The following is a 25,870-nucleotide window of genomic DNA, read 5'->3' as shown; positions in this document are numbered from 1 at the left end:
AGCGCTGTTTAGTGTCGTGAGTTCGCAGCGAGCTCATCGCGGGTGGCTCCGCGCTTGCGCCACCAACCGATTGCGCGACACACCAGGTAGATGAGAAAGGAGATACCCGCGACGAACACGCTGACCGGGACGCCCGGGGCCAGGGACAGGATGAACCCGCCGACGGCGGACAGTTCCGCGAACACGACCGACCATATGACTGCGCGGATCGGGCTCGAGGTGATCTGGACTGCCGCCGCGCCCGGGGTGATCAGCAGTGCCATCACCAGCAGCGCACCGACGACCTGGACGGACTGGGCGGAGGCCAATCCGACCAGGACGGCGAAACCCACGGCCACGGCGCGCACGGGGACGCCGGCGGCGCGCGCCATGACGGGGTCGGCGGAGGCAAACAGGATGGGCCGCCAGAACACGACGACGGCCAGAACAACGATGACGGTCGTGGCGATCAGCAGCCACAGCGACGCCGTCGACACGCCCACGATCTGACCCATCAGAAGCGTCATCGCCGTCGCCGAATTGCCCGGGTAGAGGTGCAGAAACAGCACTGACAGTCCCATGCCTGCGCTCATCACCACGCCCACGGCCGAGTCCTGCTGGCCGCGCATGCCCAGCAGTGCGAGCACGATCGCCGCCACGATCGACCCGGCCACCGCGCCCAGCCCAATGTTGAGCCCAAAAAGCAGGGCCGCCGACGCGCCCATCAGGGCCAGCTCGCTGGTCGCGTGCACTGAAAAAGACATCTGGCGTAACACGATCAGGCTGGTCATCACCCCGGACAGCAGCCCCAGGAACGCGCAGGCCACCAGGGACGTCTGCACAAAATCAACGCTGAGCAAATACTGCGTATCAGCCCATAAGTCGGCGATCATTTATAACACCACCATTCGGCCGTCGATCTCCACCACATCTACCCGCGTGTTATACAGTTCGCTGAGCACCTCGGAGCGCATCACCTCGGCCACGGTCCCGATCGTGTGCCCATGCGGCGCCAGATACACGACCCGGTCGGTCACTCGCAGAATCGGATTAATCCCGTGGGTAACAAAAAGCACCGCGGTCCCGCGTTCACGGCGACGAGCATCGAGCTTATCGACGACCTCCTGTTGCTTTGCCACATCCAAACTGAGCAGGGGCTCGTCGGCAAGCAAAATGTCCGGATCGTTCGCCAACGCCTGGGCCTGGCGCACCAACTGTTGCTGCCCGCCCGACAGCCTTCCCACCGACCGGTCCGCAATGCCAGTAGCACCCACGTGGGCCAGTAATTCGTCGACACGCGCCCGCGACGCAGTCCGACGACGCACCACACCATGGGCCAGCGACAAGGAGACTAAGTCGCGGACCCGCATCGGCAAATCTTCCGGAAACATGCGCTGCTGCGGGATATAACCGAACCGCCCGTTGACCTCCACGCGGCCGGCCGTGATATCGCGGGTGCCCATGATGGTGCCCAGCAGCGTGGACTTACCCACACCGTTCGGGCCCAGCACCGCGATGAACTCGCCCGACTCGACCGTCAAATTCAGGTCCGACCACAGCGGGTCCACCGCGGCCTGATGAAACTGCACCAGCATAAAAACCTTCCAGATTAACGGCGGAAAGCCCCCAGGACACCCTGGAGGCACGAGAGATGGGATCGCCGGACGCTCTGCCGATATGCTACGCCTTCGCGGCTTCCGACAGCGCGTTGACGCGGTCTTCGAAGTAGTCGAGGAAGTTGGTGCCTTCCTCCGGCGTCTCCGCGATCTCGACGATCGCGATGTCGTTCTCCTCCGCAGCGTCACGGATGCGGGTGGCGGTATCGGTGGCGGTTTGAGGGTTGAAAATCAGCATGTCGACTGGCTCCGAATTGAGCGTCTCCAAGAACTCGGCCAGGTCGGCTGCGGCCGGCTCGGTGTGGCTCAAGATGGCCTTGCGGTAGCTCTCCGGGGTGACATCGGTTAGCGCGGAGTCGTGGATGATGTAGTCGGCGACGGATTCGGACTGGGTGACCTGCGCTGCCGGGAGTTCTTTAATCATCTCGTCCATGGCGGCCATGCGGTCGAGGACGGGCTGCGCATCGGCTTCGATGTCGGGGTCGATGGCCTTGGCGGCGGCCTCGATTTCCTCGGCGACATATTCGACGGCGTCGGTGTCGTACCAGATGTGTTCGTTGCCGTCGATCATCTCGATGGGGCCGTGGTCATGGCCCTCGTGGTCGGCGTGAGCGTCGTGGTAGTGTGCATGTTCCTCGTCGTGTGCATGCTCTTCGCTGTGCGCGTGGTCATGATCATGCTCGTGGTCATGGTCGTGGCTGTGCTCGATGAGCGGCAGCGCGTGGACGATCTTTTCTTCGTCGACGACCTCGTAGAGCCAGGCGTCGTACCCGCCACCGCCAACGACGACGATGTCGGCTTCGGCAGCCTTGGCGAGATCGGCGGCTGCGGGTTCGAAGTGGTGGGGGTCGACGGTGTTGCCGCTAATGATGGGGGTGATGGTGGCGTCTTGGTCGGTGACGACGGCGGATGCGATATCGCCCCAGATGCTGGTGGATGCGACGATGTTCAAGCCTTCGCCGCTTGCCTCCGGGGAGGCGTTAGCGGAAGTGTCGGGGGACGTGTCGGCGCTGTCGGAGGAGCATCCGGCGAGCGCGAGGGCGCCGGCGGCAAGTGTGGCGAAGATGGTTCGGGTCAGTTTCATAGTCACCAATAAAAACACTGTTGAAAAACGTTGTCAAGATGAAAACGTGTTGAAAACGCAGGTAGCTGACCCTTTCGCCGGGGATTGTGGCGGGTGCTAGATTAAAGCCATGTCACCACGGCCTGTTAAGCGCGGTACGCTCGCGTCGATTGCTGCCGATCTTGGCGTGTCACGCACCACCGTGTCGAATGCATATAACCACCCGGACCAGCTCTCCCCGGAGTTGCGGGAGCGTATTTTGGCAGCGGCGAAGGCGCGTGGCTATTCCGGACCCGATCCGATGGCGCGCTCCTTGCGGACGCGCCGGGTGGGTTCCTTCGGGGTGTTGCTGACGGAGCAGCTGTCGTTCGCGTTCGAGGATTTGGCGTCGATCGATTTCCTCGCGGGCCTGGCCGCCTCGGGCTATGGTGTGCGCAATACGATGACGCTGGTGCCCGTCGGCCCGCTTGCCGACGATTCCACCCAACTGATCACAAACGCCGTGGTGGATGGGTTTGTGGTCTATTCGGTGGCGGCGGGGGATCCGCACCTGGAGGCGGCGCGGGGCCGCGGACTGCCCATCGTGGTCGTCGACCAGCCTTATGATGTCGACGACCTGCCGTTTGTGGGCATCGACGATTATGCGGCGATCCAGCCTGCCGCCCAATCCTTGTTGGACGCGGGCCATCGTCGGATCGGGGTGTTGACGAAGCGGATGCACCGCGCCGAATTCAATGGCCACCTAGATCGCGGCCAGTTGGACCAGGCCGAGTTGCACGTGCAGCGCGAGCGCGTGCGCGGGGCTTTAGACACGTTCGCGGCCGCCGGGGTGGAGGAGGTGCCGGTGGTGGTGCGCCACTTCAACGATCACGATGCGGCAGTCGAGGCTGCCCGCGAGTTGCTGGAGGCCCACCCCGATCTCACTGCGGTGTTGTGCACGACGGATTCGATGGCGTTCGGCGTGCTCGACTATTGCACGGCCCGCGGCCTGCGGGTGCCGGAGGACCTCAGCGTTACGGGTTTCGACGGCGTCGACCTCGCCCATATCCGCGGACTGACCACGGTGAACCAACCGAACCGGAAGAAGGGTTCGACGGTGGGCAAGATCTTAGAGTCGCTTATCGACGATCGCGTGGCCGACCGCACCAGTCAAGGTCCAGTGCCGCACGTGGTCATCCCGACCACCTTTAGTCCCGGAAGAACTGTTGGCGCGCCGCGGCAAGACTGACAAAAAGCGCGGCCACCGCCTCCACATCGGCCACCGTATGATCCGCCCCGGTGGGCCCGCCGCCGACTTTCACCCCAAGGTCCCGGCTCCCGAGAACTGGGAAGACGGATTCGTCGGTGACATCGTCGCCCACAAAAACGGTGGCGTCGACCCCGACTTTGCGCCGGGCCACCCAGTCACCTTTCGTGACATCCACCGCCGAAAATTCCACAATATTGCTGCCCGGGGTCACCGGCCGTCCACCCGTATCCAGCTTGTGGGCGCGGGCGAGCAGCTCGTCGGCACGCGCCGGGTCCTGCTGCGCCAACGCCGCCACGTGCAGCACCCGCTGATAGGGCTTGACCTCAACATAGGCCAGGGGCACGGCGGCCGCGATGGCCTCCAGTTCCGCTTCGATATGGTTGAGGTAGGCTAGGGATTCGTCGTCAAGCACGACCGCCCCGTCGGAAGGTTCGGCACCGTGGGAGCCGACGAGCACGACCGGGTCCCGCAGGGGGCACACCGCGCGCAGCCCGTCCAAGTGCCGGCCAGATAAAACGACGACCTCGGTGCCCGGCAGGGCGGCCAAGGTGCGCAGCGCGGTAAGCGCGTCTGGGTGGGCGATGACAGCCTGTGGGTCAGGGTCCAGCGGGGCGAGGGTGCCGTCGAAGTCGGTCACCACCAGCAGGGACGCAGCGCGGGCTAGGTCGGTGATCATTGGGCCATCAGTCGCAGGGACGGCTGGTTGATCTCGCCGGTCTGCTTCGTCAGGATCAGCTCCGTGTCGCTGAGCTGATCGATGCTGTAATCGGTGTCCGCAGTCAGGATCTGCGCTAGGGAGTCGTGGACGAAGCGGGGCCCGCCGTCGCAATCTTCCGGGTCGCGAAATTCGATATTGGAAATCCGCATCGTCTCCGCGACGTCGCGCGCCGCCGGCTGGCCTTGCGCACTGAACACCACAGCGGCCTGCAGCGGGGCACACCCCGTCGACCCGGTCATCGTGGACTCACCCATAACCAGGCGCGCGGCACCCGCGGCGCTGGCTGGCAGCTCATCCGGCGACTCCGGCTCTAGGTACACGCTGACCACCTGGTAGATCTGGCCATTCATGCGGTCGCTGATCGCGCAGCCACCCAGGCCGGCGGCCATACTCGCGCTGAGCAGCACGCCGAGCCCCACCCTGATCCAGTTACGCGCCATCGCCCGCCTCCAACTGGTGCAGGAAGGACTCCGCCCATACTGCCACTGTGTGCTCGTTGACCTGCGCGTTCATCTCGCGCATCGCATCGCGCCCCGCCGCCGTACCCCGACCGGCCACCGCCGAACGGATCGCGTCTTTAATCGACTCACCATCGAAAGGGTTGCACAGGTGCGCCGCCGACAGCTCACTGGCCGCCCCGGCAAACTCGGATAAGACCAGCGCACCATCCCCATCGGGGTGGCAGGCCACATACTCTTTGGCCACCAAGTTCATGCCGTCTTTAAACGGGGTCACCAGCATCACATCCGCGGCCGCATAGTATTCACGCAGCTGCGCCTTCGCCACGGGTCGATGGTAGTAGTGCACCACCGGCGTGCCGATCTTCCCGAACCGGCCATTGATGCGCCCCACCGCCTGCTCAACCGCGGCGCGCGTCTGCCGGTAATGGTCGATCCGCTCCCGCGACGGCGTGGCGATCTGCACCACACTCACATCCTCCAGCTCACCGGATTCCAGCAGTTCCTCCACCGCCAGCAGCCGCTGCAGAATCCCCTTCGTGTAATCGAGGCGATCCACGCCCAGCATCATCGTGTGCGGATCGCCCAGCGCCCGACGAATCGTCCATACGCGATCCCCGCTCACCGGACCAAAGTGGGAAGGATCGATCGAAATCGGGAACGTGCCAGTGCTTATCGACGAGCCCCCGAGCGCCTTGAAGTTCGCCTCATCACGATCGCGCTGAAACCCCACCAGATCCGCGCCCGCAAGGCCCGCCAGCAGCTCCTCGCGCCACGGCAACTGGCGGAACAAATCGGGCGCCGGAAAAGGAATGTGCAGGAAAAACCCGATCGTCACATCGGGGCGCAGCCGGCGCAGCAGGCCCGGCACCAGCATCAGCTGATAATCCTGCACCCACACCGTCGCCCCCGGTGCAGCCACCCGCGCCGCCTCCACAGCAAACTTCTCATTGACCTGCTGGTAGCGCTGCCACCACGACAGCTCAAACACAGGGTGCACGATGAGATCGTGAAAAAGTGGCCACAGCGTGGCGTTGGAGAAACCTTCATAGAATTCGGCGTAGTCGCTCGTCGATAAGCGCACCGGATGCAGGCGTACCCCGGCGTGCTCGAAGGGCTCCATCACCGCGTCCGGCTCACCCGGCCAGCCCACCCAACACCCCTGCTGGGCCTGCAAGACAGGCTCGAGGGCCGCGACGAGCCCGCCGGGCGAGGGCACCCACTGGCCCTGCACCCGATCCACCGGCAGCCGGTTGGCCACCACCACGAAGGTGTTGTCGCCGACCATGGTCTACTGCTTGGTCGCCTTCTTCGTAGTCTTCTTCTTAGTGGCCTTCTTTTTGGTCGCCTTTTTCTCGGTGGCCTTCTTCTTTGTTGCCTTCTTTTTCTTGGTGGCCTTTTTCTTCGTCGCCTTCTTGGTGGCCTTCTTCGCGCTTGCGGTCTCGGCGGCGTCTTCAGGTGCGAGTTCTTCCGCGAACTTCTGGTACACCAAGCCCTGCGGTTCGACGCCCAGCATGCTCATCAGGGTGACGCCGTCGAAAAGATCTTCGGCGTAGGTTGCCACGATACGCCGGGCCCCGAGCGCAGTTTCCTGCTCGAGCTCGTGGATTTCCTCGGGAGAGGGGCGAGAATCGGTGATCTTTGGCGGCACGAACATCCTCCTGGATAACGAAAGAAAAGCTAGATGGACCTATTCTACGCTATCCCTGCCCGCGCGACTTGCGGTGGTCGGGGGTGCCGGGCGCGTTTCCTTGCGCGTGACGACGAGGCAACCGCACCGCCGGGCGGACGAGTTTCTGGGAGCGTGCGATGCGTTCGGCGCGCCGAATCTGCTGGAATGTCATGCGGCCGGCCGCGCGGAAGGCACGGTAGGGGGTGATCACCTGCGGGCGGCGAATGCGGCGGGCGACCCATTCGCCGAAGGTCACCCCGGCGGCCAAGGCTAGGGCGGTGCCGACTGCGGTGCCGAGGTTGGCGAAACCGATCAGCAGTTGGTCGTTGAGGATGCCGTACATCGCCCGGTAGGTGGTCAGGCCGGGCAGAAACGGGGTCACACCGGCGATCTGGGTGATCAGCGGGGGCACGCCGAAGCGGCGGGCCAGCAAACCACCGGCCAGGCCCACCATGACCGCACAGATCGCGGCCGCAAGCACCGGGCTGGTCTGCGCGGGCAGCAGCACGAGGTAGTAGGCGATGGAACCAAACAGGGAGGAAGCGCCAGCGACCCACACCGCCGACCAGTCGCCGTAGGAGGCGACGGCAAAGGCGGCCGAGGTGACCGTGCCGGCGATGATGATCGCGCCGGCGGAGCCGAAGGTGGCGGTGGCGCCCATCGATTCCATCGGCGGTAGGCCGCTGCCGAACATCGCGCTGAGCTGGATACCCGTGGCTACGCCGGCGACGATGCCCCCGGTATTCAGCATGGTTTCGAAAAACCTGGCGCTGGCCGTCACCGGGGCGCCCGTAATCCCGTCCTGGAGGGACTGCACCAGAGACAGGCCCGCGAGTAGCACGACGATGCCGGAGGCGATCACCAAACTCGGGCGGAAGGTGATGCCGGCCGACGCCGCGATCTCATAAGCCACCGCCGCAGGAAGTGTTGCCAGCAGCCCGCCGGCAACACACTGGAAAAAGTACGGCATGGAATGTTTCCCCAGCCAGCCGTTGATCGACATGATCGCCAAACTAGTCAGCCCGCCAAGGGCAGCCATGCCGAACCCGCCGCCGAACAAGATCGCGACCGCCCCGCCAAACACCGCCCACCCCACAAGTGCCAGCTTCGGGCCGTAGGGCGGCGGCGCCAAGTAAATCTCGTCGAGAATCTTCTCCGCGATCTCCGGCCGCGTCCCGCCGGCACGGATGGAGCGGATCAGATTGTCCACCTGCGTCAGCTTCGAAAAGTTCGGATCCATGCCGTCGACCACGCGCATCACATTGATGGGTGTTTTCACGGTCGTGCCGATCGTCGTATGCAACCTGATCGAACTAAACGTGATGTCAATGTGCAGATAATGCAGACCATAAGACGAGGCCACCGTGTGGATCTGCGCGCGCGTATCCGCATTCGACGTCCCCGAAGACAGCAAAATATCCCCGATCCGCGCCGCAATATTCATCACGGCGGTCACCTGAGCCGGATCAGTCAGGTCAACAGGGGCGAGAGGAGACGGCGGCGGAGACGTGGTCGCTTCGTCAATCGTGGCCACTTGGCTGCCACGGATCTTGTCCCAGAGTTTCTTCAAAGCATGGGGCACGTTGGGCACACAGTGCACACTAGCGCACGTTCGCGCGCCAGACCTCACGACGGGTACGCTTAAAAACACCATTCAAAAAACGTTCACGACTAGAACAGAGGAGAACACCCCATTATGGCTATCCGCGTAGGCATTGTCGGCTACGGAAACCTTGGAAAGAGCGTCGAAAAGCTGATTGCGATGCAACCCGATATGGAACTGGCTGCGGTATTTTCTCGTCGTGAAGCACTCGACACCGACGCGCGCGTGCTGCCCGTGGCGGACTTCGCGCAGTACAAAGACGAGGTCGACGTGGCCATCTTGTGCTTGGGCTCAGCGACGGACATTCCGGAGCAGGCGCCGGAGTTCGCCAAGCACGTGTGCACGGTGGATACCTACGACAACCACCGCGACGTGCCGCGCCACCGGGCGACGATGAACGAGGTCGCGGAGGACAACAACACCGTGTCGATCGTCTCGACCGGCTGGGATCCGGGCATGTTTTCGCTGAACCGCACCATGGCGGAGGCGCTGCTGCCGAACGCGAAGCAGAACACGTTCTGGGGCCCGGGCCTGTCGCAGGGGCATTCGGATGCGGTGCGTCGCGTGGAGGGTGTGAAGAAGGCTGTGCAGTACACGATCCCCGCTGAGGACGCTCTGGAGCGCGCCCGCCGCGGTGAGACGGAGGGCCTCGACGGTAAGAGTGCGCACAAGCGCGTCTGCTACGTCGTGCCGGAAACGCCGGGGGATTCTGAGCTGGAGGCGCGTATCGACGAGGCCATCCGCACCATGCCCGACTACTTTGTCGGCTACGACACCGAGGTGCACTTTGTCGACGATGCCACTTTCGATGCCGAGCACACCGGCATGCCGCACGGCGGGCATGTGATCACGACGGGTGATACGGGTGGGCACCAGCACCTGATCGAGTACACCTTGGAGTTGCAGCGCAACCCAGACTTCACCGGTGCGGTGGCGATTGCGTACGCACGCGCCGCTGTGCGCATCGCCCAAAATGAGGCTTATGGTGCATATTCGGTGTTGGAGGTGCCCCCATATTTGATTTCGGCTACCCCTTTAGATGACCTCATCGCACGCGACGTGTAATATCTCTTCGAGTGCTGGAGTGGCGCAATTGGCAGCGCAACGCACTTGTAATGCGTAGGTTGCGAGTTCAAGTCTCGTCTCCAGCTCGGAAAGAACACCCCCGCTTCCTGTTTGTGCAGGTGGCGGGGGTGTCGTCGTTAAGCGAGATCGGGGTTCGGGTCGCGCTGCGGGTCGCGGACGGGGATGATCAGGGTCGCCCCGATCAGTAGGACCATGACGATCCCGATGATGCCGGCGCGGTCGTCTGTGCCGATGATGCCGACGAACGTGGCGAACAGCAGCGGGGTCAGCCAACTGACGGCGCGCCCGGTGGTGGTGTAGAGGCCGAACATTTGGCCTTCGTGGCCGGGCGGGGCGACGCGGGCGACGAAGGAGCGTGACGACGATTGCGCCGGTCCAACGAACAAACACAGGATGAGGCCGAGGATCCAGAAGGCGAGGGGGCCGTCGGCAAAAAGCAGCGCAAACCCGGTGATGATCATGATGACTAACGACGAGAGGATCACGGCTTTGGGGCCGATGAGGTCGTCGAGGTAACCGCCGACGAAGGCACCGACCGCCGCGACCACGTTGGCGGCCACCCCGAAGAGCAGCACCTCGGAGGCGGAGAGGCCATAGACGGTGACCGCCAGGATCGCGCCGAAGGCGAACACGCCGGATAGCCCGTCGCGGAAAATTGCGGAGGCGACGAGGAAGAACACGCCGTTTTTGCTGGTGTGCCACAGCGTTTTCAGGTCGCGGAAGAGGCGCCGGTAGGAGGCGATGAAGGATTCGCGAAGATCGGGAGTGGTGCGGGGGATTTCGGGCACGCGCAGAAAGAGGGGCAGCGCCAACACGAGCATCCAGGCGGCCGCGAAGGCGGCGACGGCGCGGATGTTCAGGCCTTCGTCGGTAGGTATGTTGAGCAGGCCGCGGGTGTCTCCCTCACCGGAGACGAAAAAGATGAAGGACAAGAGCAGTACGACGATGCCCCCGACGTATCCTGCGGCCCATCCGGCGCCGGAGACACGCCCCACGGTTTCCTCGGTGGAGACCTGGTTGAGCATGGCGAAGTAGGAGACTTCGGCGAATTGGATGGTCACCGAGGCAGCGGCGAGCAGGACAAGGCCGGCGAAGAAATATTCCGGCGCGGTGTTTTTGATGAAAAATAGTGCCGCCATGGACAGGGAGTACCACTGCGAGGGCTTCAGGCCCGAGTCCACGGTGGCGCCCACATCGTCAACTAAGTACACGGAGAAGATGAACGTGACTAAGACTGCGTGGAAGGCAGCGGTTCCGGCATCCCACGATGCCCAGGCGGCAACCGACAGGCGGTCGGTGCGTTTTCCGGGCACGGCGGTGAAGGAGGCGGAAGAGCTGGCGGGCTGTCTCATGCCCCTGATCCTAAGGGCGCAGCCGCTTGTTGTCTCAACAATGTCACTGCTGGTTCATCGGCGTGGTCTTCGGGTTACCCCGGAAGCACCACCACGTTGCCACCGCAGCCAGCACAGTAATGGCGCCCGAGATCGCCAATAATGTCAGGTACGCGGTATCGAAGGCCTGGGCTTCGGGCGCACCTCCCGCGGTGAGGCGGGCTTTGATCGTCGTTAAGCCAGTGCCCATCGCAGCGACCGCCACCAGCGCGCCGAACTCGTAGGACACCTCCTCCACGCTGGCGGCCATGCCCGCGCGCCGCGGGGCGACCGACCCGATGATCGCCGTGGACGCCACCGACATCACAGCGCCAAGCCCGGCGCCGGTCAGGCCCAACGCGGTCACGAAGAGCGCCAGGTTGTCCAGGCTCACCACGGCCACCGCAAGACCGATCGCGGCCACGACAAACCCGCCGGAAATCAGCGGCGAAAAGCCCACCTTGTGCAGGAACATCCCGCCCAGGATCGAAGCGGGCAGGCTGGCGAGGACCACCGCCACGATCACCAGGCCCGCCTCCAGCGGCGAAAACCCGGCCACCAGCTGAAAACGCTGCGTGGTTAACAACTCCACCGAGGAGACAACAAAGTACGACGCCCACGCGGCGATCACCCCGCCGCTAAACATGGGGGAGCGGAAAATATCGAAGGTGAGCAGCGGCTGCTCCAGGCCACGTTGGCGGCGCACGAACAACCACCCGGCAAGGATCGCGCCGGGCAGCGCCAGCAGGTGGCCTTTCAGCGCGAGGGTGAGCAGGCTGAATGTGGCCAGGGCAAGTAACGACGACCACCCGTCCCAGCGGGCCGCCGGATAGGGGATATTGGGTGGCGCGGTCACCAGCATGACTGCCAGCGCGATCACCACGATGGGGACGTTGACCAGGAAGATGGAGCCCCAGAAGAAGTGCTCCAAAAGGAAACCGCCCAGGAGCGGGCCGGCGGCTGCGCCCACAATCGCGACCGCACCCCAAATGCCGATGGCTGTGTTGCGTTCGCGTTCGTCGCGAAATGTTTGGCGGATCAGCGCCAGGGTGGACGGCATCATGGTGGCAGCGCCGACGCCGAGGAGTGCGCGGGCGGCGATAAGCACACCGGCGGTGGGGGAGTAGGCGGCCAGAAGCGAGGCGAGGCCGAAGATGGACAGGCCGATCGAGAACATTTTGGTGTGGCCGATCCGGTCGCCAAGCGTGCCGGTGCCCAGCAGCAGGCCGGACATGACCAAGGGGTAGGCGTTGATGATCCACAGCGATTGCTCGGGGGTGGCGGACAGTTCGTCGGAAAGCCGCGGCAAGGCGGTGTACAGGATGGAATTGTCCAAGCCGATCATGAGCAGGCCAAGTGAGATGACCAAGAGAAAGACCCAACGCATTTAAGGCAGTATAGCGCCGTTGGGCTCGGACCAGACGTACAGTAAGCGTGCAGCAAACGCTCAGGTTGGGGGCGTTTACTGTACATGATACGAATATGAAGGTGGCATGAAGAACATGACTGAAACCCAGAACACGCAAAATACACAAGGCGTGAAGGTGCTCGTTGTCGACGACGAGCCAAATATCGTCGAATTGCTCACGGTCTCCCTGAAATTCCAGGGCTTTGAGGTAGAGTCGGCCGCTTCGGGCCACGAGGCGTTGCGGATCGCGCGCGAGTACAGGCCGGACGCGTACATCCTGGACGTCATGATGCCGGGCATGGATGGTTTTGAGCTGCTGACGAAGCTGCGCGCCGAAGGGCTTGACGGCCCGGTGCTCTTCCTCACCGCGAAGGACGCTGTGGAGGACCGGATTCACGGCCTCACCATTGGCGCCGACGATTATGTGACGAAGCCGTTTAGCCTCGAAGAGGTGATCACGCGCCTGCGCGTCATCTTGCGTCGCGGCAACGTCACCGAGGGCGAGCGCGAGGATGCGACGATTCGCTACGCGGATTTGACGCTTAACGACGAGACCCACGAGGTAACTAAGGCCGGCGAAATCATCGACCTGTCGCCGACGGAGTTCAACCTGCTGCGCTACCTCATGCTGAACGCTGAGGTGGTGTTGTCGAAGGCGAAGATCCTGGACAATGTGTGGCACTACGATTTTGGTGGCGACGGCAACGTGGTGGAGTCCTACATCTCCTACCTGCGCCGCAAGGTTGATACGGGCGATGTGCCGCTGATTCATACCGTGCGCGGTGTCGGCTACGTGTTGCGTACCCCACGCCAGTAGGACATTTCTCTATGGTGCAAGGCATGACCCGGAGCAACAGCGAGAAGAAGCGCCGACGAAAGTCGCCGAAGCCGAAAACGCGCGCCATCCCGTTGCGGACTTGGCTGGTGCTGCTCATGATGATGATTTCCGGGGTCGGCCTCTTCGGCAGTTCGTGGGCGGTATCCACGGTGATGAGCAGCGTGTTGTACCAGCGTATCGACGAAGACTTATACACCGGGATCGACGGGTGGGCGAAGTCCCTTCAGTTGCCACCGGGTATGTCGACGCAACGGCTGCCATCCGACTATGCGCAGGTCATCGTGCCCCTTGGTGGTCCACAGCGCGTAGTCAATGGGCAGGGTAGCCCGCCGGACATCACCAAGCTTGAAGCCTTGCACGAACCCACCACACTGCCGTCGGTGGCGGGGTCGCTGGAAGAGCGCAGTTGGCGCGCGATGGCAACCTTGAGCGAGAACGGCAGCCTCATTGTCGTGGCGAAGTCCCTCGACCAAGAAAAGAACCTGCTGCGCAACCTGAACATCATCCAGGCCGTGATCTCTGGGCTGACCCTGGTGCTGATCGCTGTTGTCTCACGTTACTTCGTACAACGCGCGATGCGCCCGCTGCGCGAAGTGGAGGCAACAGCCCAGAAGATCGCCGATGGAGACCTGGATCTGCGTGTGCCCGAGTGGCCCCGAAACACGGAGGTGGGCCAGCTGTCATACTCGCTCAACGTCATGCTGGGCCAGCTGCAGGAATCGGTGGAGGACGCGCAGCAGAAAGAGGCCCAGATGCGCCGGTTCGTCGGCGATGCCTCGCATGAGCTGCGCACCCCGTTAACAAGTCTGACCGGTTTTACCGAGCTCTACCGACAGGGCGCCACCGATGACGTGGATTTCGTGCTGGGCAAGATTGACGACGAGTCCAAGCGCATGAAGCTGCTGGTTGAAGACTTGCTGGCCTTGACCCGCGCGGAGGGCAGTCGGCTGAACAAGCAACCGATGGACCTGCTTGAGCTGTCGCTGTCGGTGATGGGCTCGGCACGGGCGGCGTTTCCGGAGCGCAGCATCAATGTGGACAACGCCACGACCGACATCCCCGTCGTGCTGGGTGATCCAGACCGCATGCACCAGATCCTGCTCAACCTCGTCGTCAACGGGCTGAAGCACGGCGGCAAGGATGCGGAGGTAGAAATTGTGCTGCGCGACGAGGAGGACACCATCTTCGTGGACGTGTGCGATAACGGAATCGGCATGAGCAAGGAAGTCTGTGCGCACATCTTTGAGCGGTTCTACCGCGCCGATTCCTCGCGCACCCGCGGTGGCGGCAACGGTGGTTCCGGTTTGGGGTTGTCCATTGTGAAGTCGCTCGTCGAGCAGCACGGCGGCACCATTTCCGTCACCTCGGAGGAGGGCGTGGGCTCCACCTTCACGGTGGCGCTGCCCCGCGCTAGCCAGGGCTAGGGCAGGTAGCCGTTCTGGTCGGTGCCGAGGAAATTGCGCAGCTTTGCGGCCGCGTCATCCATCTTGGCGGGGTCGGTCTCATCGGCGGCCATGATCGTCGACAAGTTATAGCCGGACATGTCGTTGGCTGGGAAGATATGGATGTGCGCGTGGGGTACTTCGAAGCCGGCGATCATGTAGCCGGCGCGTTCGGAACCGAAGCATTCGATCACGCCGTCGCCGATCTGCTGGGCGATGTCGTTCATGTCGGCCCATGTCGCCTGGTCGATGTCGGTCCACTTGTCCACTTCTTCGACAGGAACGACGAGGGTGTGGCCATAGGCGACGGGTTCGATGGTGAGGAATGCGGCCACCTTGTCGTCGCGGTAGATGAATCGGCCGGGCAGTTCCCCGTTGATGATCTTCGTAAATACACTACTCATAATGATTAAAGTCTAGCCTTCGTCGGGCTATTATGAGCGCCATGCGCATCCTTATTATCGGTTCCGGTGGCCGGGAACATGCTCTTGCTCAGGCCATGCAGACTCATGAACTGTTCGTTGCCCCGGGCAACGCTGGTACGGCGGAGATCGCCACGAATGCTGACTGCGATATCCAAAACCCCCTCGAAGTGGTGCACGTCGCCCGCGAGGTGGAGGCAGACCTCGTCGTGATCGGCCCGGAGATCCCCCTGGTGGCCGGTGCGAGCGACGCGTTGCGTGAGGCAGGCTTTTCGACGTTCGGCCCCACCCAGGCTGCCGCCCAGCTGGAAGGGTCCAAGGCATTTGCGAAGGACGTCATGTCCGCTGCCGGCGTGGCCACCGCCTACGCGGAACGCATCCTGGAGGCGGGCGAGATCGATACCGTGCTGGATAATTTTGGCCCGAACTATGTGGTCAAGGATGACGGCCTGGCAGGGGGCAAGGGGGTCGTCGTCACGCGCGAGCGAGACGCTGCGGCCGAGCATGCCCGCGAGGTCATCGCCGGCGGTAACCCGGTGCTGGTGGAAAGCTTCCTGGACGGCCCTGAGGTGAGCCTGTTTTGCCTGGTCGATGGCGAAACGGTCGTGCCGCTGATCCCGGCGCAGGACCACAAGCGCGCCTACGATAACGACGAGGGCCCGAACACCGGCGGCATGGGCGCGTACTGCCCGCTGCCGTGGCTGCCTGAGGGCGGTGTGCAGCGCATCGTCGATGAGGTGGTGGCGCCCGTGGCGCGCGAGATGGTTTCCCGCGGCATCCCTTATTCCGGTTTGCTGTACGCGGGCATCGCGTGGGGCGAGCAGGGCCCGTCGGTGGTGGAGTTCAACGCCCGTTTCGGCGACCCGGAGACCCAGGCCGTGTTGGCCTTGTTGGAGTCGGATCTGGCGGAGGCGCTGCTGGCTACCGCGGAGGGCCGCTTGGCGGAGTTGCCGCAGCTTGAGTGGCGTGATGGGGCCGCGATCACGGTGGTGTTGGCGGCGCAGGATTATCCGGCGGCGCCCGTGATCGGCGGGGAGATCCATGGCGCTGAGCATGTGCTGCACGCGGGCACGGCGCTTGACGACGAAGGCCGCCTGATCTCCTCTGGTGGCCGTGTTCTCAATGTGGTGGGCGTGGGTGCGGATCTTGGGGCCGCACGCGCTGATGCGTACGCGCAGATCGAGCAGATTGAGCTGGAAGGATCCTTCTACCGCCGCGATATCGGACAGCGTGCGTTGGACGGGGAGATCACGGTTTAAGCTAGAGGCCATGAAAGTTTCCAATCGTGGCCGCGTTCAACCGTTTCGAGTAATGCAGATGCTGGACTTGGTCCAGCGTCGCAAGCGTGAGGGCAAAGACACCATCATGCTCTGCGCGGGGCAGCCGTCGACCGGCGCGCCCCTGCCTGCGATCGAGGCGGTCACGCAGGTGCTTAACGACGACGCCCTGGGCTACACCGAGGTTGTTGGCGATGCGCAGCTGCGCCAGATTATCGCGGACTGGCACTCGAAGACCTACGGGGTGGACACGGAGGCGCACAGCGTGGTGATCACGACGGGTTCTTCCGGCGGTTTCGTCAACGCGTTTCTGGCCTGCCTGGACGCTGGCGACACGGTGGCGTTGCCGAACCCGGGTTACCCGGCGTATCGCAATATTTTGGAGTCGCTGGGCGGCAATATCGTGACGATGGAAACGGATGCGTCGACACGCTTCCAGCCCACCGCCGACCACCTGGAGGAGCTACGTAAATCCGGCGAGGACATCAAGGCCGTCATGGTCACCAGTCCCGGCAACCCCACCGGCACCATCATCGACCCGGCTGAGCTGGAGCGCATCGCCGCGTGGTGTGACGCAAACGGCGCCTGGCTGATTTCCGACGAGGACTACCACGGCATGAGCTTTGGCCGCCCCGAGGCCACCGCGCGACAGTTCAGCAAGAATGCTGTGGTCGTCGGCACGCTGTCGAAGTATTACTCCATGACCGGCTGGCGTGTGGGCTGGCTGATCCTGCCGGATGCGCTGCTGGAGCCCGTGGAGAACCTGCAGGCCTCGCTTGCGCTGTGTGCGCCGGCGGTGTCCCAGGTGGCGGCGCGCGGCGCTTTCACCGACGCGGCGCGCGAGACGCTCGACGGCTACGTGGAGGATTACCGCTCCGTGCGGGAAGTGCTCCTGGAGGAGCTGCCGAAGATCGGGCTGGATACTTTCGCGGATCCGGACGGCGGGCTGTACCTGTGGGTGGACGTGTCGAAGTACACGCAGGATTCGGAAGCCTGGTGCCATGAGCTCGTCGATAAGATCGGCGTGGCGTTTGCCCCGGGAATTGATTTCGACCCGACAGGCGGCAACACGTGGGTACGATTGAGCCTGTGCTCCACCCCTGAGTTGGCGCGTGAGGCGTGTGCGCGTCTCGACGATTACCTCAACTAAAAAGTCTCTATAGAAAGAGTTGTGCTGTGGCCGAAAAACCCTTCAACGGCAATGTCCTATCGAATCGCTACGCTTCTCCCACCATGGCGAAGCTGTGGAGTGCAGAATACAAGATCATCCTGGAGCGTCAACTGTGGATCGCCGTCATGCGCGCGCAGAAGGACCTGGGGCTCGACATCCCGGAGTCCGCGATCCAAGCTTATGAGGCAGTCATCGACCGCGTTGACTTGGACTCCATTGCCGCGCGTGAGCGCGTGACCCGCCACGACGTGAAGGCGCGCATCGAAGAATTCAATGCTTTGGCCGGCCACGAGCACATCCACAAGGGCATGACCAGCCGCGACCTCACCGAAAACGTGGAGCAGCTGCAGGTGTACAAGTCCCTGGAGCTGGTGCGCGACAAGTCCGTGGCCGTGCTTAAGGCCATGGGTAACCGCGCCGGCGAGTACAAAACCCTGGTGATGGCCGGCCGTTCCCACAACGTGGCCGCCCAAGCCACCACCTTGGGTAAGCGCTTCGCCACGGCCGCCGACGAAACACTGGTCGCTGTGCGCCGCGTGGAAAACTTGCTGTCGCGCTACCCGCTGCGCGGCATCAAGGGCCCGATGGGCACTTCTCAGGACATGCTGGACCTTTTCGACGGGGACCGGGGCCGGCTGGCCTCCCTGGAGACCACCATCGCCGACTACCTCGGCTTCTCGAACATCTTCGATTCGGTGGGCCAGGTCTACCCACGTTCGCTGGATTTTGACGCGATCTCTGCCCTGGTACAGCTGGGCGCGGGGCCTTCGTCGTTGGCCACCACGATCCGCCTGATGGCGGGCAACGAAACCGTCACCGAGGGCTTTAAGGAAGGCCAGGTCGGTTCGTCGGCCATGCCGCACAAGATGAACGCGCGATCCTGCGAACGCGTCAACGGCTTCCAGGTGATCCTGCGTGGTTACCTCACCATGGTGGCTGACCTGGCTGGGTCGCAGTGGAACGAGGGCGACGTGTCGGATTCGGTGGTGCGCCGTGTAGCGCTGCCGGACGCGTTCTTCGCCTTCGACGGCATGATGGAAACCTTCCTCACGGTGCTCGATGAGTTCGGCGCTTTCCCCGCCATGATTACCCGCGAGCTGGACCGCTACCTGCCGTTCCTGGCGACTACCCGCATCCTCATGGCTGCGGTGCGCAAGGGCGTAGGCCGCGAAACCGCGCACGAAGTGATCAAGGAAAACGCTGTGGCGATGGCCCTGGACATGCGCCAGAAGGGCGCGGAACAAAACCTCACCGAACGCCTGGCCAAGGACGGCCGCTTGGGCCTGAACCAGTCCGAGTTGGACCAGGCGCTGGCGGACCGCGAGGCCTTCATCGGTGCTACTGAGCTGCAGATTGACCACGTGCTGCACAACATCCACGACTTGGTCAACCAGCACCCAGAAGCCGCGAACTACACCCCGGGCGAAATTCTCTAAGTCCCAACTACCACGGTGGCGCTGATGGGTCTACACTGTGATTCCATGCGACCAGAATTGTCTGAGTACAACCACCTTTCTGCAGGTAAAGTCCGTGAAATCTACGAGATTGACGACGAGGCCCTGCTGATGGTGGCCACCGACCGAATTTCGGCGTTCGACTTCCCACTTGAGCCACTCATCCCCGACAAGGGACGAGTGCTCACGGCGACGAGCGTGTTCTTTTTCAACCAGATCGATTTCCCGAATCACCTCGCCGGCCCCATCGACGATGAGCGGATCCCGGACGAAGTGCTGGGGCGTGCGCTCGTCGTTAAGCGCCTGAACATGCTGCCTTTCGAGTGCGTCGCGCGCGGCTACCTCACCGGCTCGGGCCTGAAGGAATACAAGGAGTCCGGCACCGTCTGCGGTATCGAGCTGCCCGAAGGGCTGACTGAGGCTTCGAAGCTGCCGGAGCCGATCTTCACGCCTGCGACGAAGGCGGAGCAGGGCGATCATGATGAGAACGTCAGCTTCCAGGTGGTCGTCGATAAGCTCGGCGAAGCCCGCGCCAACGAAATGCGCGACGCCACCTTGAAGATCTATTCCGAGGCCGCGAAACTGGCCGAATCCAAGGGCATCATCCTGGCGGACACGAAGTTCGAATTCGGCCTGGACAAGGATGGAACGCTGGTGCTTGCCGACGAGGTCTTGACCCCAGACTCCTCCCGCTACTGGCCGGCGGACTCCTACGCCGAGGGCGAGGTGCAGCCAAGCTTCGACAAGCAATACGTGCGCAACTGGCTGACCAGCCCGAAGTCCGGCTGGGAACCGGGCGGGGACGTCGCACCGCCGGCGCTGCCGGGCTCCGTGGTGGAGGCCACGCGCGAGCGCTATATCGAGGCCTATGAGCGCCTGAGCGGGGAGAAGTTCCACAGCTGGCTGGGTGACTGCGCGAAGTAAAACGGTTGCTAGCATGGGTGGTTATGACCGACACCTCGCGAACCGCCCCTGTTGCCCCCACCCACCCCGTGACGCGCTCTTTCCATGGGCGCGATTTTGTGGACAATTACGAATGGTTGCGCGACAAAGAGTCACCCGAAACCATCGCCTACCTGGAGGCGGAGAACGCTTACACGAAGGCGCGCACCGCTGACCTGGAGGACCTGACGGAGCAGGTCTACGAGGAGATCAAGTCCCGCACGAAGCAGACCGATATGTCCGTGCCGCAGCGCGCCGGTAACTGGTGGTACTACGGGCGCACCATCGAGGGCAAGGACTATGGCCTGTCCTGCCGTGTGGCCGTGGAGGAAGGTTCTGACCCGTGGGTGCCGCCCGTGCTGCCCGAGGACGGCTCCGCGCTGCCCGGCGAGCAGGTCGTGCTGGACTTCAACGAGCTGGCGGAAGGCCACGAATTCTTCTCCGTCGGCGCTTCGAGCGTGACGACGAGCGGCCGCTACCTTGCCTACTCCGTCGACACCGCCGGTGATGAGCGTTTCACCCTCTACGTCAAAGACTTGGAGACGGGCGAGCTGCTGGGCGACCGGCTGGACAACATTTTTTATGGCGCAACCTGGGCAGGCGAGGACTATATCTTCTACCAGCGCGTCGATGAGGCCTGGCGGCCGGATTCGGTGTGGCGCCACAAGATGGGCACCAGCATGGATGAGGACGTGCTGGTCTACCGCGAAGAAGACGAGCGCTTCAACGTGGCCGTGGGCGGGGAGCGCTCGGAGCGCTACCTGATCATTGAATCCGGCTCCAAGGTCACCACCGAAATCCGCGTGCTGCCGATCGACGATCCCGAAGGCGAATTCCACGTGTTGTGGCCACGCGAACAGGGCGTGGAGTACGCGGTGGACTTGGCCGACCTCGACGGGGTGGAGCACTGGGTGGTCACCCACAACGCGCTGGGGCCGAACTTTTCGGTGGGCCAGTGTGCGGTGAGGCCGGCGTCGGAACGCGCTAGTGTCGCACTTCCTGGCCTGCGCGAGTTGGACGAACTGGTCCCGCACGACGACGAACGCCGCGTGGAGGGCATCGACACCTACCGCGACTTCATGGTGCTGGCGTACCGGCGCGGGGGCATTGGGCGCGCCGCGTTCATGAACCTGAAGGGCGAGGATTTCGGGCGTTTCCACGAACTCGAATTTGATGAGGAGCTTTACACCGTCGGCGTTGGCGGCAACCCGGAGTGGGATGCCCCGGTGGTGCGCCTATCCTACGTGTCCTTCACCCAGCCGGCGCAGCTTTTCGATTACTGCGTGGCCACCGGCGAGCGCACCCTGCTGAAACAGCAGGAGGTCCTGGGCGGCTATAACCCCGAGGAGTACACCGCCTATCGCATGTGGGCGCGTGCCGACGATGGCACCGACATCCCCGTCAGCGTGGTACACCGCGCCGACCTGGACCGTTCGGTGCCGCAGCCCACGTTGCTCTACGCCTATGGTTCCTACGAGTCCTCCATCGACCCTGGTTTTTCCATCGCACGGCTGAGCCTGATGGACCGCGGCATGATTTTTGTCATCGCGCACGTGCGCGGCGGCGGCGAGATGGGACGTGCCTGGTATGACCAGGGCAAACTGCTGCAGAAGAAGAATACTTTTACTGACTTCATCGCGGCCGCGGACATGCTTATCGACGAAGGCCTAACCACGCCGGAGCAGCTGGTCGCCGAGGGTGGATCCGCCGGCGGAATGCTGGTCGGCGCGGTGGCGAACATGGCCCCGGAGAAATTTGCCGGTATCCAGGCGATCGTGCCCTTCGTCGATCCGTTGACCTCTATCTTGATGCCGGAACTTCCCCTGACGGTCACCGAGTGGGAGGAATGGGGCGACCCCTTCCACGACCCGGAAGTCTACGACTACATGGCCTCCTATTCGCCCTACGAGAATATTGAGGCGAAGGACTATCCCAATATTCTGGCGGTGACCAGCCTGAACGATACCCGTGTGCTGTACGTGGAGCCGGCGAAGTGGATCGCGCAGCTGCGGGCAACGGCGTCTGGTGGCGAGTTCCTGCTCAAGTGTGAGATGAGCGCCGGCCACGGTGGCGTGTCCGGGCGTTATGCCCGCTGGCGCCAGACAGCCTTCGAGTATGCCTGGACGCTGCGCACCGCCGGTGCGGCGTAGTTTCTTGGCGCGCATTAACCCGTACCTTGTGCGATAATCAGGCGCATGAATGGCCGCCTCTTCGTCTCCGTGTCGTCGATTTTTGCTGAGACGCGCAAGGACGTGGAGCGTTTGATCAGCAGGCTTGACGACGAAAAGATCCCCGTCTCTTTGCTGGTCGCGCCCCATATTGATGGCAACTGGCACCTGGCCAAGGACAAGAGCACTCGCGCTTTTCTTTCGGAGCAGCGCGACGCTGGCCGAACCTTGATCTTGAATGGTTTTGACCAGGCGGTGCAGGGTAGGCGTGCCGAATTTTCTACTCTCGATGCACACGAGGCCCGCCTGCGGTTGAAGGGGGCAACGCGCCAGATGCGCAGCATTGGGTTCGACACCGATATTTTCGCCCCGCCGCGGTGGCGGATGTCTGCCGGAACGCTGGAGGTGCTGCCGGAGTTCGGGTTCGTGGTCGCAGCGTCCACCGGTGGGCTGGTACACCTCGAGTCTGGGCGAGTGTTGAAAGCCCGCAACCTCTCAGTGGGCGAGGGCTATGGTGCGGCGAAGTGGTGGCGTGGCAACGTGATCCGTGCCGCTGAGCGCGGAGCGAAACGTGGCAACTCGGTGCGTTTGTCCATTTCGGGCCGCAACGTGGGGGAGAAGAAGGTGGCACGTGATTTCGTGGCCGCGGTGCTGGCCGCCGCGGAGGCGGGTGCCGTGCCCGCCGACTACGGAAAATTTCATCGCTAGCCCCGGCAAGTTTTCTGTACAGTGGTGCCATGACTATTCGAGACACCACAGTAACCCTGAACGATGGGTCCGAGACAACGTTGAATGACATCGCCGGAAGCAACCTCATTCTTCTGGTCAACACCGCGTCCGAGTGCGGGCTGAAGACTCAGTTCGAGCACCTTGCCAATCTGCAGGACACCTATGGTGAGCGCGACCTGACCGTTATCGGCGCCCCGTGCAACCAGTTCAAGGGTCAGGAGCCGTTGAGCGATGCGGAGATCGCCACGAAGTACGCTGAGGAGTACAACGTGAACTTCCCGCTGCTGGCCAAGCTTGAGGTCAATGGTGAGAACGCGCACCCGATCTACCAGGAACTGGTGCAGGCCAAGGACGAAGAGGGGGAGGCGGGCGAGATCCAGTGGAACTTTGAGAAGTTCCTTATCGCTGAGGACGGTTCCGTTGTTGCCCGCTTCCGCCCGATGACCACCCCGGACGATCCCGTGGTGATCCAGACGCTCGAGGAAAACCTCCCCGAGTAAGTCCCCGGCGCTAGAGGCCGAAGCGCCCCAGGGCCTGGCTGAGAAGGTCGGGGAAGAACAGGTTGAGCAGCCCTGCGACCAGGGCGCTGATACCTGCAACGCCGACAAGCGCACCAATCACGCCCGAGAGGCTGCTGCCAGAGCTCGCCGCATCTGGCTTTGTGTCCGGATCCGCAGGATCCGTGTCCGGCTTCGTGTCCGGATCCGCAGGATCCGTGGACAGCGAGAACCCGACCTTGATCGGATCGTGGTCGGAGGAGCGGAACGGGGTGGTGTCGTAGAAGTCGACCGTGTTGTAGTTGCGGCGGGAGTACTCGAACGCGATGGATTCATCAGCGTTGATATTCCACACAGCCGCGTCGACCACGCGCGTCGTCGCCTCCTCGTTGCCCAGTACGTGGTCGAGCGACCCAAGCATCCCACCGAACTGGTACGTCGGGGTAGAACCGGCGTGGGACTCATTGATGTTGGTGAACCCCTGCTGCTCGAAGACGCGCACGGCATCCTCCTGCGAGTAGGCATTCAGGTCGCCGATGACGAACACTGGCAGCCCAGCCCAGTCGTCCTGGCGCTCGAGGTGCTCCACGAGGGCGCGCGCCTGCTCGGAGCGCAGGTTCGCATTATTGCCCTGTCCGTCGCCCATGTCCCCATCGCCGTTGGCCACAGAACCCTTGGACTTGAAGTGGTTGGCGATAGCGACGAAAGACTCGCCGCCGCCAGCAGGCTGGAATTCTTGCGCCAGCGGTTGGCGCGCGGTGCCGGTGTAGGCTGGGTCGTCGAAAATGCGCGACTCTCCCACGGGCTCCACTTTGGCTGGCTGGTAGATGAACGCGGTGCGGATCACATCCTCGTCGGTGCTCAACTGCGTCGGCGATTCGACATAGGCCCACTTGGTGTCACCAGCAGCCTCGTTCAGCTTATCGACGAGGTATGCCAGCGATTCGTCGCGACGCGTGACATCACCGGTGACAACCGCTGTATTTTCGATCTCTTCGAGGCCCACCACGTCGGCATCGAGCATGTTGATCGCGTTAACGATCTTGGCCTGCTGGTCGTTGAAGGCTGCCTCCGAGTAGGCGCCGCGCACGGTGCAGTAGTTCGTGGCGATCGGATTGCCGTGCATGTCCGTGTAGTAGCGGCAACCGGGCTCATCCTTACCCAGTGAGGTGAAGAAGTTCAACACGTTGAAAGTAGCGATGCTGTAATCACCCTGCACCGATGCGGGAACCGCCAGCTCCTTGTCGCGGGAGTTCTCCCACGTGATCGGAAGCTCCGCAGTGGCGTTAGCGCCGGTAATGGGGATCTGGGGCTGGAAGCGCCACAGGTTGAAGTCATACTGGACGATCACCGGGTTCTGGAAGGTAACACCGTCGCCGGTGCGAATGGATGTGATCCCGCCGTCCGCGGTGGTCAGGTAGGGCAGGGGAGTGTCCTTGTCGGTGCGCATGTAGTTGGCGGTGCGGCCGTCGTCGAGGGTGACCAGTTCTTCGTCGATACGCGCCTGCATCTCCTGGGCCTGCTCGCCGGGTAGTACGACGTCGGTGGGCTGGCGGAAGGCCTCGGTGCCAGGGGCAAGGCCAAGTTCGCCGAAGGCGTTCAAGGAGTAATTGTTGGTCACGGTGTAGGCGCCTGTGGGCTGGACCAGCATCGACTCGTAGGTCTCGCGGATTTCGTCGCCGGCGGGAAGGTGCTCGATCGCGACCGGGGTGACCGGGGTGAGCGGCTCTGCGAGGACGACGACCTGCGCGTTGGACAGCTGGGTGGTGCCGTGATGCTCGCCGGCGCGCCCGGTGACCTGGACGGAATCGCCTAGATTCGGGTAGGTGCCATTGGATCCCAGGTAGACGAAGATGCCGTGGGAGGCATCGCCGAGCTTTTGCGGTTGGCCGCCGGTTCCCTCTGTTTGGATGTAGAAGCCATTGCGGCCGCCCTCAGCATAGACGCCGGTGACGACACCGCTGGTGCTCACCGTCTGGCCGTCGAGCGGGGTGGCATCCCCGGTGCCCTGGATCTCTGCGATTGGGGTGAGCTGGTCGGAGGGGAGGACTTCTGGCTCTGTGGGGCCTGTAGGTTCTGTAGGTTCGACAGAACCTGCGGTGCCCGAGTTCTGCGGGGTGGGTGCGCCCACGGTGAAGTCGACCGAGTTGTTGTCCGTATCGACGCCGACGGATACGCGCTGCACCGAGGTGGAGTTCGAGGTGGACGTGGCCGGAGCACCTTCGAATTGGGTGGCGCTGCCCCAGCCGATGAGGTCGACGGTGGCCCCGGTGGCGTCGTTAAGCTCAGCGATGGCGTTGGCACCAGCGAAATTGAACGTGCCTTCGGCGTCGGGAGCCGGCAGGGCGCCGGTGTCGTTGGATCCGGAAGCGCCCTGGATCAGGAAGTGAGATTTCGCGGGGATCACGCCGGACAGCGTGATCGTGTTGCCCACGTTTCCGGCCGCTGATTTCTGGGCCAGGGTCCACCCCGTCACATCAATGTCTGCGTCGGTGGGGTTGTACAGCTCGACGAAATCATGGGAGAAGACGGAGCGGGAGTTGCCTCCGCCACCGTAGACCTCATTGATCACGACATTAGAGCCATCGGGCGCAGCGACAGCCTGCGGTGCAACGACGGATACGGTACCTGCAGCCAGGGCCAGGGCGAAGGCCATAGCGCGGCGGGGGTGAGCAAACAAAGACATGGGAATTCCTTCACAACGGGGG

At 63.3% G+C, this 25,870-nt stretch carries 23 protein-coding genes and 1 tRNA gene; 12 read left to right on the top strand and 12 right to left on the bottom strand.

Going from position 1 to position 25,870, the window contains the following annotated elements; genetic code table 11:
• Positions 1–8 precede the first annotated feature (8 nt).
• The 3 genes from B097_RS0112085 to B097_RS0112075 all read right to left on the bottom strand — a co-directional run bounded on the left by B097_RS0112085 (position 9) and on the right by B097_RS0112075 (position 2,679).
• Positions 9–872, bottom strand: coding sequence for a metal ABC transporter permease (locus B097_RS0112085; protein ID WP_018582783.1), 864 nt, complete (start codon positions 870–872; stop codon positions 9–11).
• Positions 873–1,574 carry a metal ABC transporter ATP-binding protein gene (locus tag B097_RS0112080; RefSeq protein WP_018582782.1) on the bottom strand — a complete coding sequence of 234 codons (702 nt, stop codon included), beginning with the start codon at positions 1,572–1,574 and terminating at the stop codon, positions 873–875. It abuts the gene before it with no gap.
• 85 nt (positions 1,575–1,659) lie between these two features.
• Positions 1,660–2,679, bottom strand: coding sequence for a metal ABC transporter solute-binding protein, Zn/Mn family (locus B097_RS0112075; RefSeq protein WP_018582781.1), 1,020 nt, complete (start codon positions 2,677–2,679; stop codon positions 1,660–1,662).
• Between the two features lie 109 nt (positions 2,680–2,788).
• Between B097_RS0112075 and B097_RS0112070 the strand changes: the two genes are divergently transcribed.
• Entirely contained in the window at positions 2,789–3,886 is a 1,098-nt protein-coding gene (locus tag B097_RS0112070) for a LacI family DNA-binding transcriptional regulator (protein WP_018582780.1), read from the top strand.
• Here the strand turns inward: B097_RS0112070 and otsB are convergent.
• The 5 genes from otsB to thrE are packed head-to-tail and all read right to left on the bottom strand — an operon-like array spanning position 3,846 to position 8,346.
• On the bottom strand, positions 3,846–4,583 hold the full coding sequence (otsB, locus tag B097_RS0112065; protein ID WP_018582779.1) for a trehalose-phosphatase: 738 nt from the start codon (positions 4,581–4,583) through the stop codon (positions 3,846–3,848). The two genes, B097_RS0112070 and otsB, sit on opposite strands and share 41 nt — an antisense overlap.
• Positions 4,580–5,065, bottom strand: coding sequence for a hypothetical protein (locus tag B097_RS0112060; protein WP_018582778.1), 486 nt, complete (start codon positions 5,063–5,065; stop codon positions 4,580–4,582). Before B097_RS0112060 ends, otsB begins: the two co-directional genes overlap by 4 nt.
• Positions 5,055–6,371: an alpha,alpha-trehalose-phosphate synthase (UDP-forming) gene (locus B097_RS0112055; RefSeq protein WP_018582777.1), complete on the bottom strand. Its 1,317-nt coding sequence runs from the start codon at positions 6,369–6,371 to the stop codon at positions 5,055–5,057. The genes B097_RS0112060 and B097_RS0112055 overlap by 11 nt, the downstream gene beginning before the upstream one ends.
• Before the next feature lie 3 nt (positions 6,372–6,374).
• On the bottom strand, positions 6,375–6,740 hold the full coding sequence (locus tag B097_RS0112050) for a hypothetical protein (RefSeq protein WP_018582776.1): 366 nt from the start codon (positions 6,738–6,740) through the stop codon (positions 6,375–6,377).
• Positions 6,741–6,783: 43 nt separating this feature from the next.
• Positions 6,784–8,346: a threonine/serine exporter ThrE gene (gene thrE, locus B097_RS0112045; RefSeq protein WP_018582775.1), complete on the bottom strand. Its 1,563-nt coding sequence runs from the start codon at positions 8,344–8,346 to the stop codon at positions 6,784–6,786.
• Positions 8,347–8,448: 102 nt separating this feature from the next.
• On the opposite strand from thrE, the gene B097_RS0112040 reads away from it, so the two are divergent.
• Positions 8,449–9,423, top strand: a complete 975-nt coding sequence (locus tag B097_RS0112040; RefSeq protein WP_115324623.1) for a diaminopimelate dehydrogenase — start codon at positions 8,449–8,451, stop codon at positions 9,421–9,423.
• 13 nt (positions 9,424–9,436) lie between these two features.
• Positions 9,437–9,509: transfer RNA gene (locus B097_RS0112035), tRNA-Thr, on the top strand.
• A 51-nt stretch (positions 9,510–9,560) separates the two neighbouring features.
• On the opposite strand, the gene B097_RS0112030 is transcribed toward B097_RS0112035, so the two are convergent.
• Both B097_RS0112030 and B097_RS0112025 read right to left on the bottom strand, forming a co-directional pair.
• Positions 9,561–10,796, bottom strand: coding sequence for an MFS transporter (locus B097_RS0112030; protein ID WP_018582773.1), 1,236 nt, complete (start codon positions 10,794–10,796; stop codon positions 9,561–9,563).
• Positions 10,797–10,839: 43 nt separating this feature from the next.
• Entirely contained in the window at positions 10,840–12,201 is a 1,362-nt protein-coding gene (locus tag B097_RS0112025; protein WP_018582772.1) for an MFS transporter, read from the bottom strand.
• 106 nt (positions 12,202–12,307) lie between these two features.
• Between B097_RS0112025 and B097_RS0112020 the strand changes: the two genes are divergently transcribed.
• Together B097_RS0112020 and B097_RS0112015 are read left to right on the top strand one after the other, a co-directional pair.
• Positions 12,308–13,039, top strand: a complete 732-nt coding sequence (locus tag B097_RS0112020) for a response regulator transcription factor (protein ID WP_018582771.1) — start codon at positions 12,308–12,310, stop codon at positions 13,037–13,039.
• 23 nt (positions 13,040–13,062) lie between these two features.
• Positions 13,063–14,484, top strand: a complete 1,422-nt coding sequence (locus B097_RS0112015) for a sensor histidine kinase (RefSeq protein ID WP_172463353.1) — start codon at positions 13,063–13,065, stop codon at positions 14,482–14,484.
• Here the strand turns inward: B097_RS0112015 and B097_RS0112010 are convergent.
• On the bottom strand, positions 14,481–14,906 hold the full coding sequence (locus B097_RS0112010) for an HIT family protein (protein WP_018582769.1): 426 nt from the start codon (positions 14,904–14,906) through the stop codon (positions 14,481–14,483). The genes B097_RS0112015 and B097_RS0112010 overlap by 4 nt on opposite strands.
• Before the next feature lie 41 nt (positions 14,907–14,947).
• Between B097_RS0112010 and purD the strand changes: the two genes are divergently transcribed.
• Genes purD through B097_RS0111975 form a run of 7 tightly spaced genes read left to right on the top strand, consistent with a single transcriptional unit; the run spans position 14,948 to position 23,165 of the window.
• A complete protein-coding gene (gene purD, locus B097_RS0112005; protein ID WP_018582768.1) occupies positions 14,948–16,183 on the top strand; it encodes a phosphoribosylamine--glycine ligase in 1,236 nt (411 codons plus the stop codon).
• Between the two features lie 52 nt (positions 16,184–16,235).
• Positions 16,236–17,351 carry a pyridoxal phosphate-dependent aminotransferase gene (locus B097_RS0112000; RefSeq protein ID WP_018582767.1) on the top strand — a complete coding sequence of 372 codons (1,116 nt, stop codon included), beginning with the start codon at positions 16,236–16,238 and terminating at the stop codon, positions 17,349–17,351.
• A gap of 26 nt (positions 17,352–17,377) precedes the next feature.
• Positions 17,378–18,808, top strand: coding sequence for an adenylosuccinate lyase (purB, locus tag B097_RS0111995; RefSeq protein ID WP_018582766.1), 1,431 nt, complete (start codon positions 17,378–17,380; stop codon positions 18,806–18,808).
• Positions 18,809–18,853: 45 nt separating this feature from the next.
• A complete protein-coding gene (locus tag B097_RS0111990) occupies positions 18,854–19,750 on the top strand; it encodes a phosphoribosylaminoimidazolesuccinocarboxamide synthase (RefSeq protein ID WP_018582765.1) in 897 nt (298 codons plus the stop codon).
• A gap of 23 nt (positions 19,751–19,773) precedes the next feature.
• Complete coding sequence (locus B097_RS0111985) at positions 19,774–21,918, top strand: S9 family peptidase (protein ID WP_018582764.1); 2,145 nt, start codon at positions 19,774–19,776, stop codon at positions 21,916–21,918.
• A gap of 45 nt (positions 21,919–21,963) precedes the next feature.
• Complete coding sequence (locus B097_RS0111980; RefSeq protein WP_018582763.1) at positions 21,964–22,644, top strand: DUF2334 domain-containing protein; 681 nt, start codon at positions 21,964–21,966, stop codon at positions 22,642–22,644.
• A 29-nt stretch (positions 22,645–22,673) separates the two neighbouring features.
• Positions 22,674–23,165 (top strand): glutathione peroxidase, encoded by a 492-nt coding sequence (locus B097_RS0111975; RefSeq protein ID WP_018582762.1) that lies wholly within the window; start codon positions 22,674–22,676, stop codon positions 23,163–23,165.
• Between the two features lie 10 nt (positions 23,166–23,175).
• On the opposite strand, the gene B097_RS13025 is transcribed toward B097_RS0111975, so the two are convergent.
• On the bottom strand, positions 23,176–25,848 hold the full coding sequence (locus B097_RS13025) for an ExeM/NucH family extracellular endonuclease (RefSeq protein WP_018582761.1): 2,673 nt from the start codon (positions 25,846–25,848) through the stop codon (positions 23,176–23,178).
• Between the last annotated feature and the right edge of the window lie 22 nt (positions 25,849–25,870).

It is taken from the genome of Corynebacterium pilosum DSM 20521 = CIP 103422 (genome assembly GCF_000373805.1).
Taxonomy (GTDB): domain Bacteria; phylum Actinomycetota; class Actinomycetes; order Mycobacteriales; family Mycobacteriaceae; genus Corynebacterium; species Corynebacterium pilosum.
This window is presented reverse-complemented; position numbering and strand designations above follow the sequence as displayed.

Bases quoted from the DNA above. Each gene is read 5' to 3' on its own strand.
- B097_RS0112060 (WP_018582778.1), bottom strand. From the start codon at position 5,065: ATGGCGCGTAACTGGATCAGGGTGGGGCTCGGCGTGCTGCTCAGCGCG.
- B097_RS0112020 (WP_018582771.1), top strand. From the start codon at position 12,308: ATGAAGAACATGACTGAAACCCAGAACACGCAAAATACACAAGGCGTG.
- B097_RS0112075 (WP_018582781.1), bottom strand. From the start codon at position 2,679: ATGAAACTGACCCGAACCATCTTCGCCACACTTGCCGCCGGCGCCCTC.
- B097_RS0111975 (WP_018582762.1), top strand. From the start codon at position 22,674: ATGACTATTCGAGACACCACAGTAACCCTGAACGATGGGTCCGAGACA.
- B097_RS0112015 (WP_172463353.1), top strand. From the start codon at position 13,063: ATGACCCGGAGCAACAGCGAGAAGAAGCGCCGACGAAAGTCGCCGAAG.
- otsB (WP_018582779.1), bottom strand. From the start codon at position 4,583: ATGATCACCGACCTAGCCCGCGCTGCGTCCCTGCTGGTGGTGACCGAC.
- B097_RS0112055 (WP_018582777.1), bottom strand. From the start codon at position 6,371: ATGGTCGGCGACAACACCTTCGTGGTGGTGGCCAACCGGCTGCCGGTG.
- B097_RS0112070 (WP_018582780.1), top strand. From the start codon at position 2,789: ATGTCACCACGGCCTGTTAAGCGCGGTACGCTCGCGTCGATTGCTGCC.
- B097_RS0112000 (WP_018582767.1), top strand. From the start codon at position 16,236: ATGCAGATGCTGGACTTGGTCCAGCGTCGCAAGCGTGAGGGCAAAGAC.
- B097_RS0112080 (WP_018582782.1), bottom strand. From the start codon at position 1,574: ATGCTGGTGCAGTTTCATCAGGCCGCGGTGGACCCGCTGTGGTCGGAC.
- purD (WP_018582768.1), top strand. From the start codon at position 14,948: ATGCGCATCCTTATTATCGGTTCCGGTGGCCGGGAACATGCTCTTGCT.
- B097_RS0112085 (WP_018582783.1), bottom strand. From the start codon at position 872: ATGATCGCCGACTTATGGGCTGATACGCAGTATTTGCTCAGCGTTGAT.
- B097_RS0111985 (WP_018582764.1), top strand. From the start codon at position 19,774: ATGACCGACACCTCGCGAACCGCCCCTGTTGCCCCCACCCACCCCGTG.
- B097_RS0112025 (WP_018582772.1), bottom strand. From the start codon at position 12,201: ATGCGTTGGGTCTTTCTCTTGGTCATCTCACTTGGCCTGCTCATGATC.
- B097_RS13025 (WP_018582761.1), bottom strand. From the start codon at position 25,848: ATGTCTTTGTTTGCTCACCCCCGCCGCGCTATGGCCTTCGCCCTGGCC.
- B097_RS0112030 (WP_018582773.1), bottom strand. From the start codon at position 10,796: ATGAGACAGCCCGCCAGCTCTTCCGCCTCCTTCACCGCCGTGCCCGGA.
- B097_RS0111990 (WP_018582765.1), top strand. From the start codon at position 18,854: ATGCGACCAGAATTGTCTGAGTACAACCACCTTTCTGCAGGTAAAGTC.
- B097_RS0112010 (WP_018582769.1), bottom strand. From the start codon at position 14,906: ATGAGTAGTGTATTTACGAAGATCATCAACGGGGAACTGCCCGGCCGA.
- B097_RS0111980 (WP_018582763.1), top strand. From the start codon at position 21,964: ATGAATGGCCGCCTCTTCGTCTCCGTGTCGTCGATTTTTGCTGAGACG.
- B097_RS0112050 (WP_018582776.1), bottom strand. From the start codon at position 6,740: ATGTTCGTGCCGCCAAAGATCACCGATTCTCGCCCCTCTCCCGAGGAA.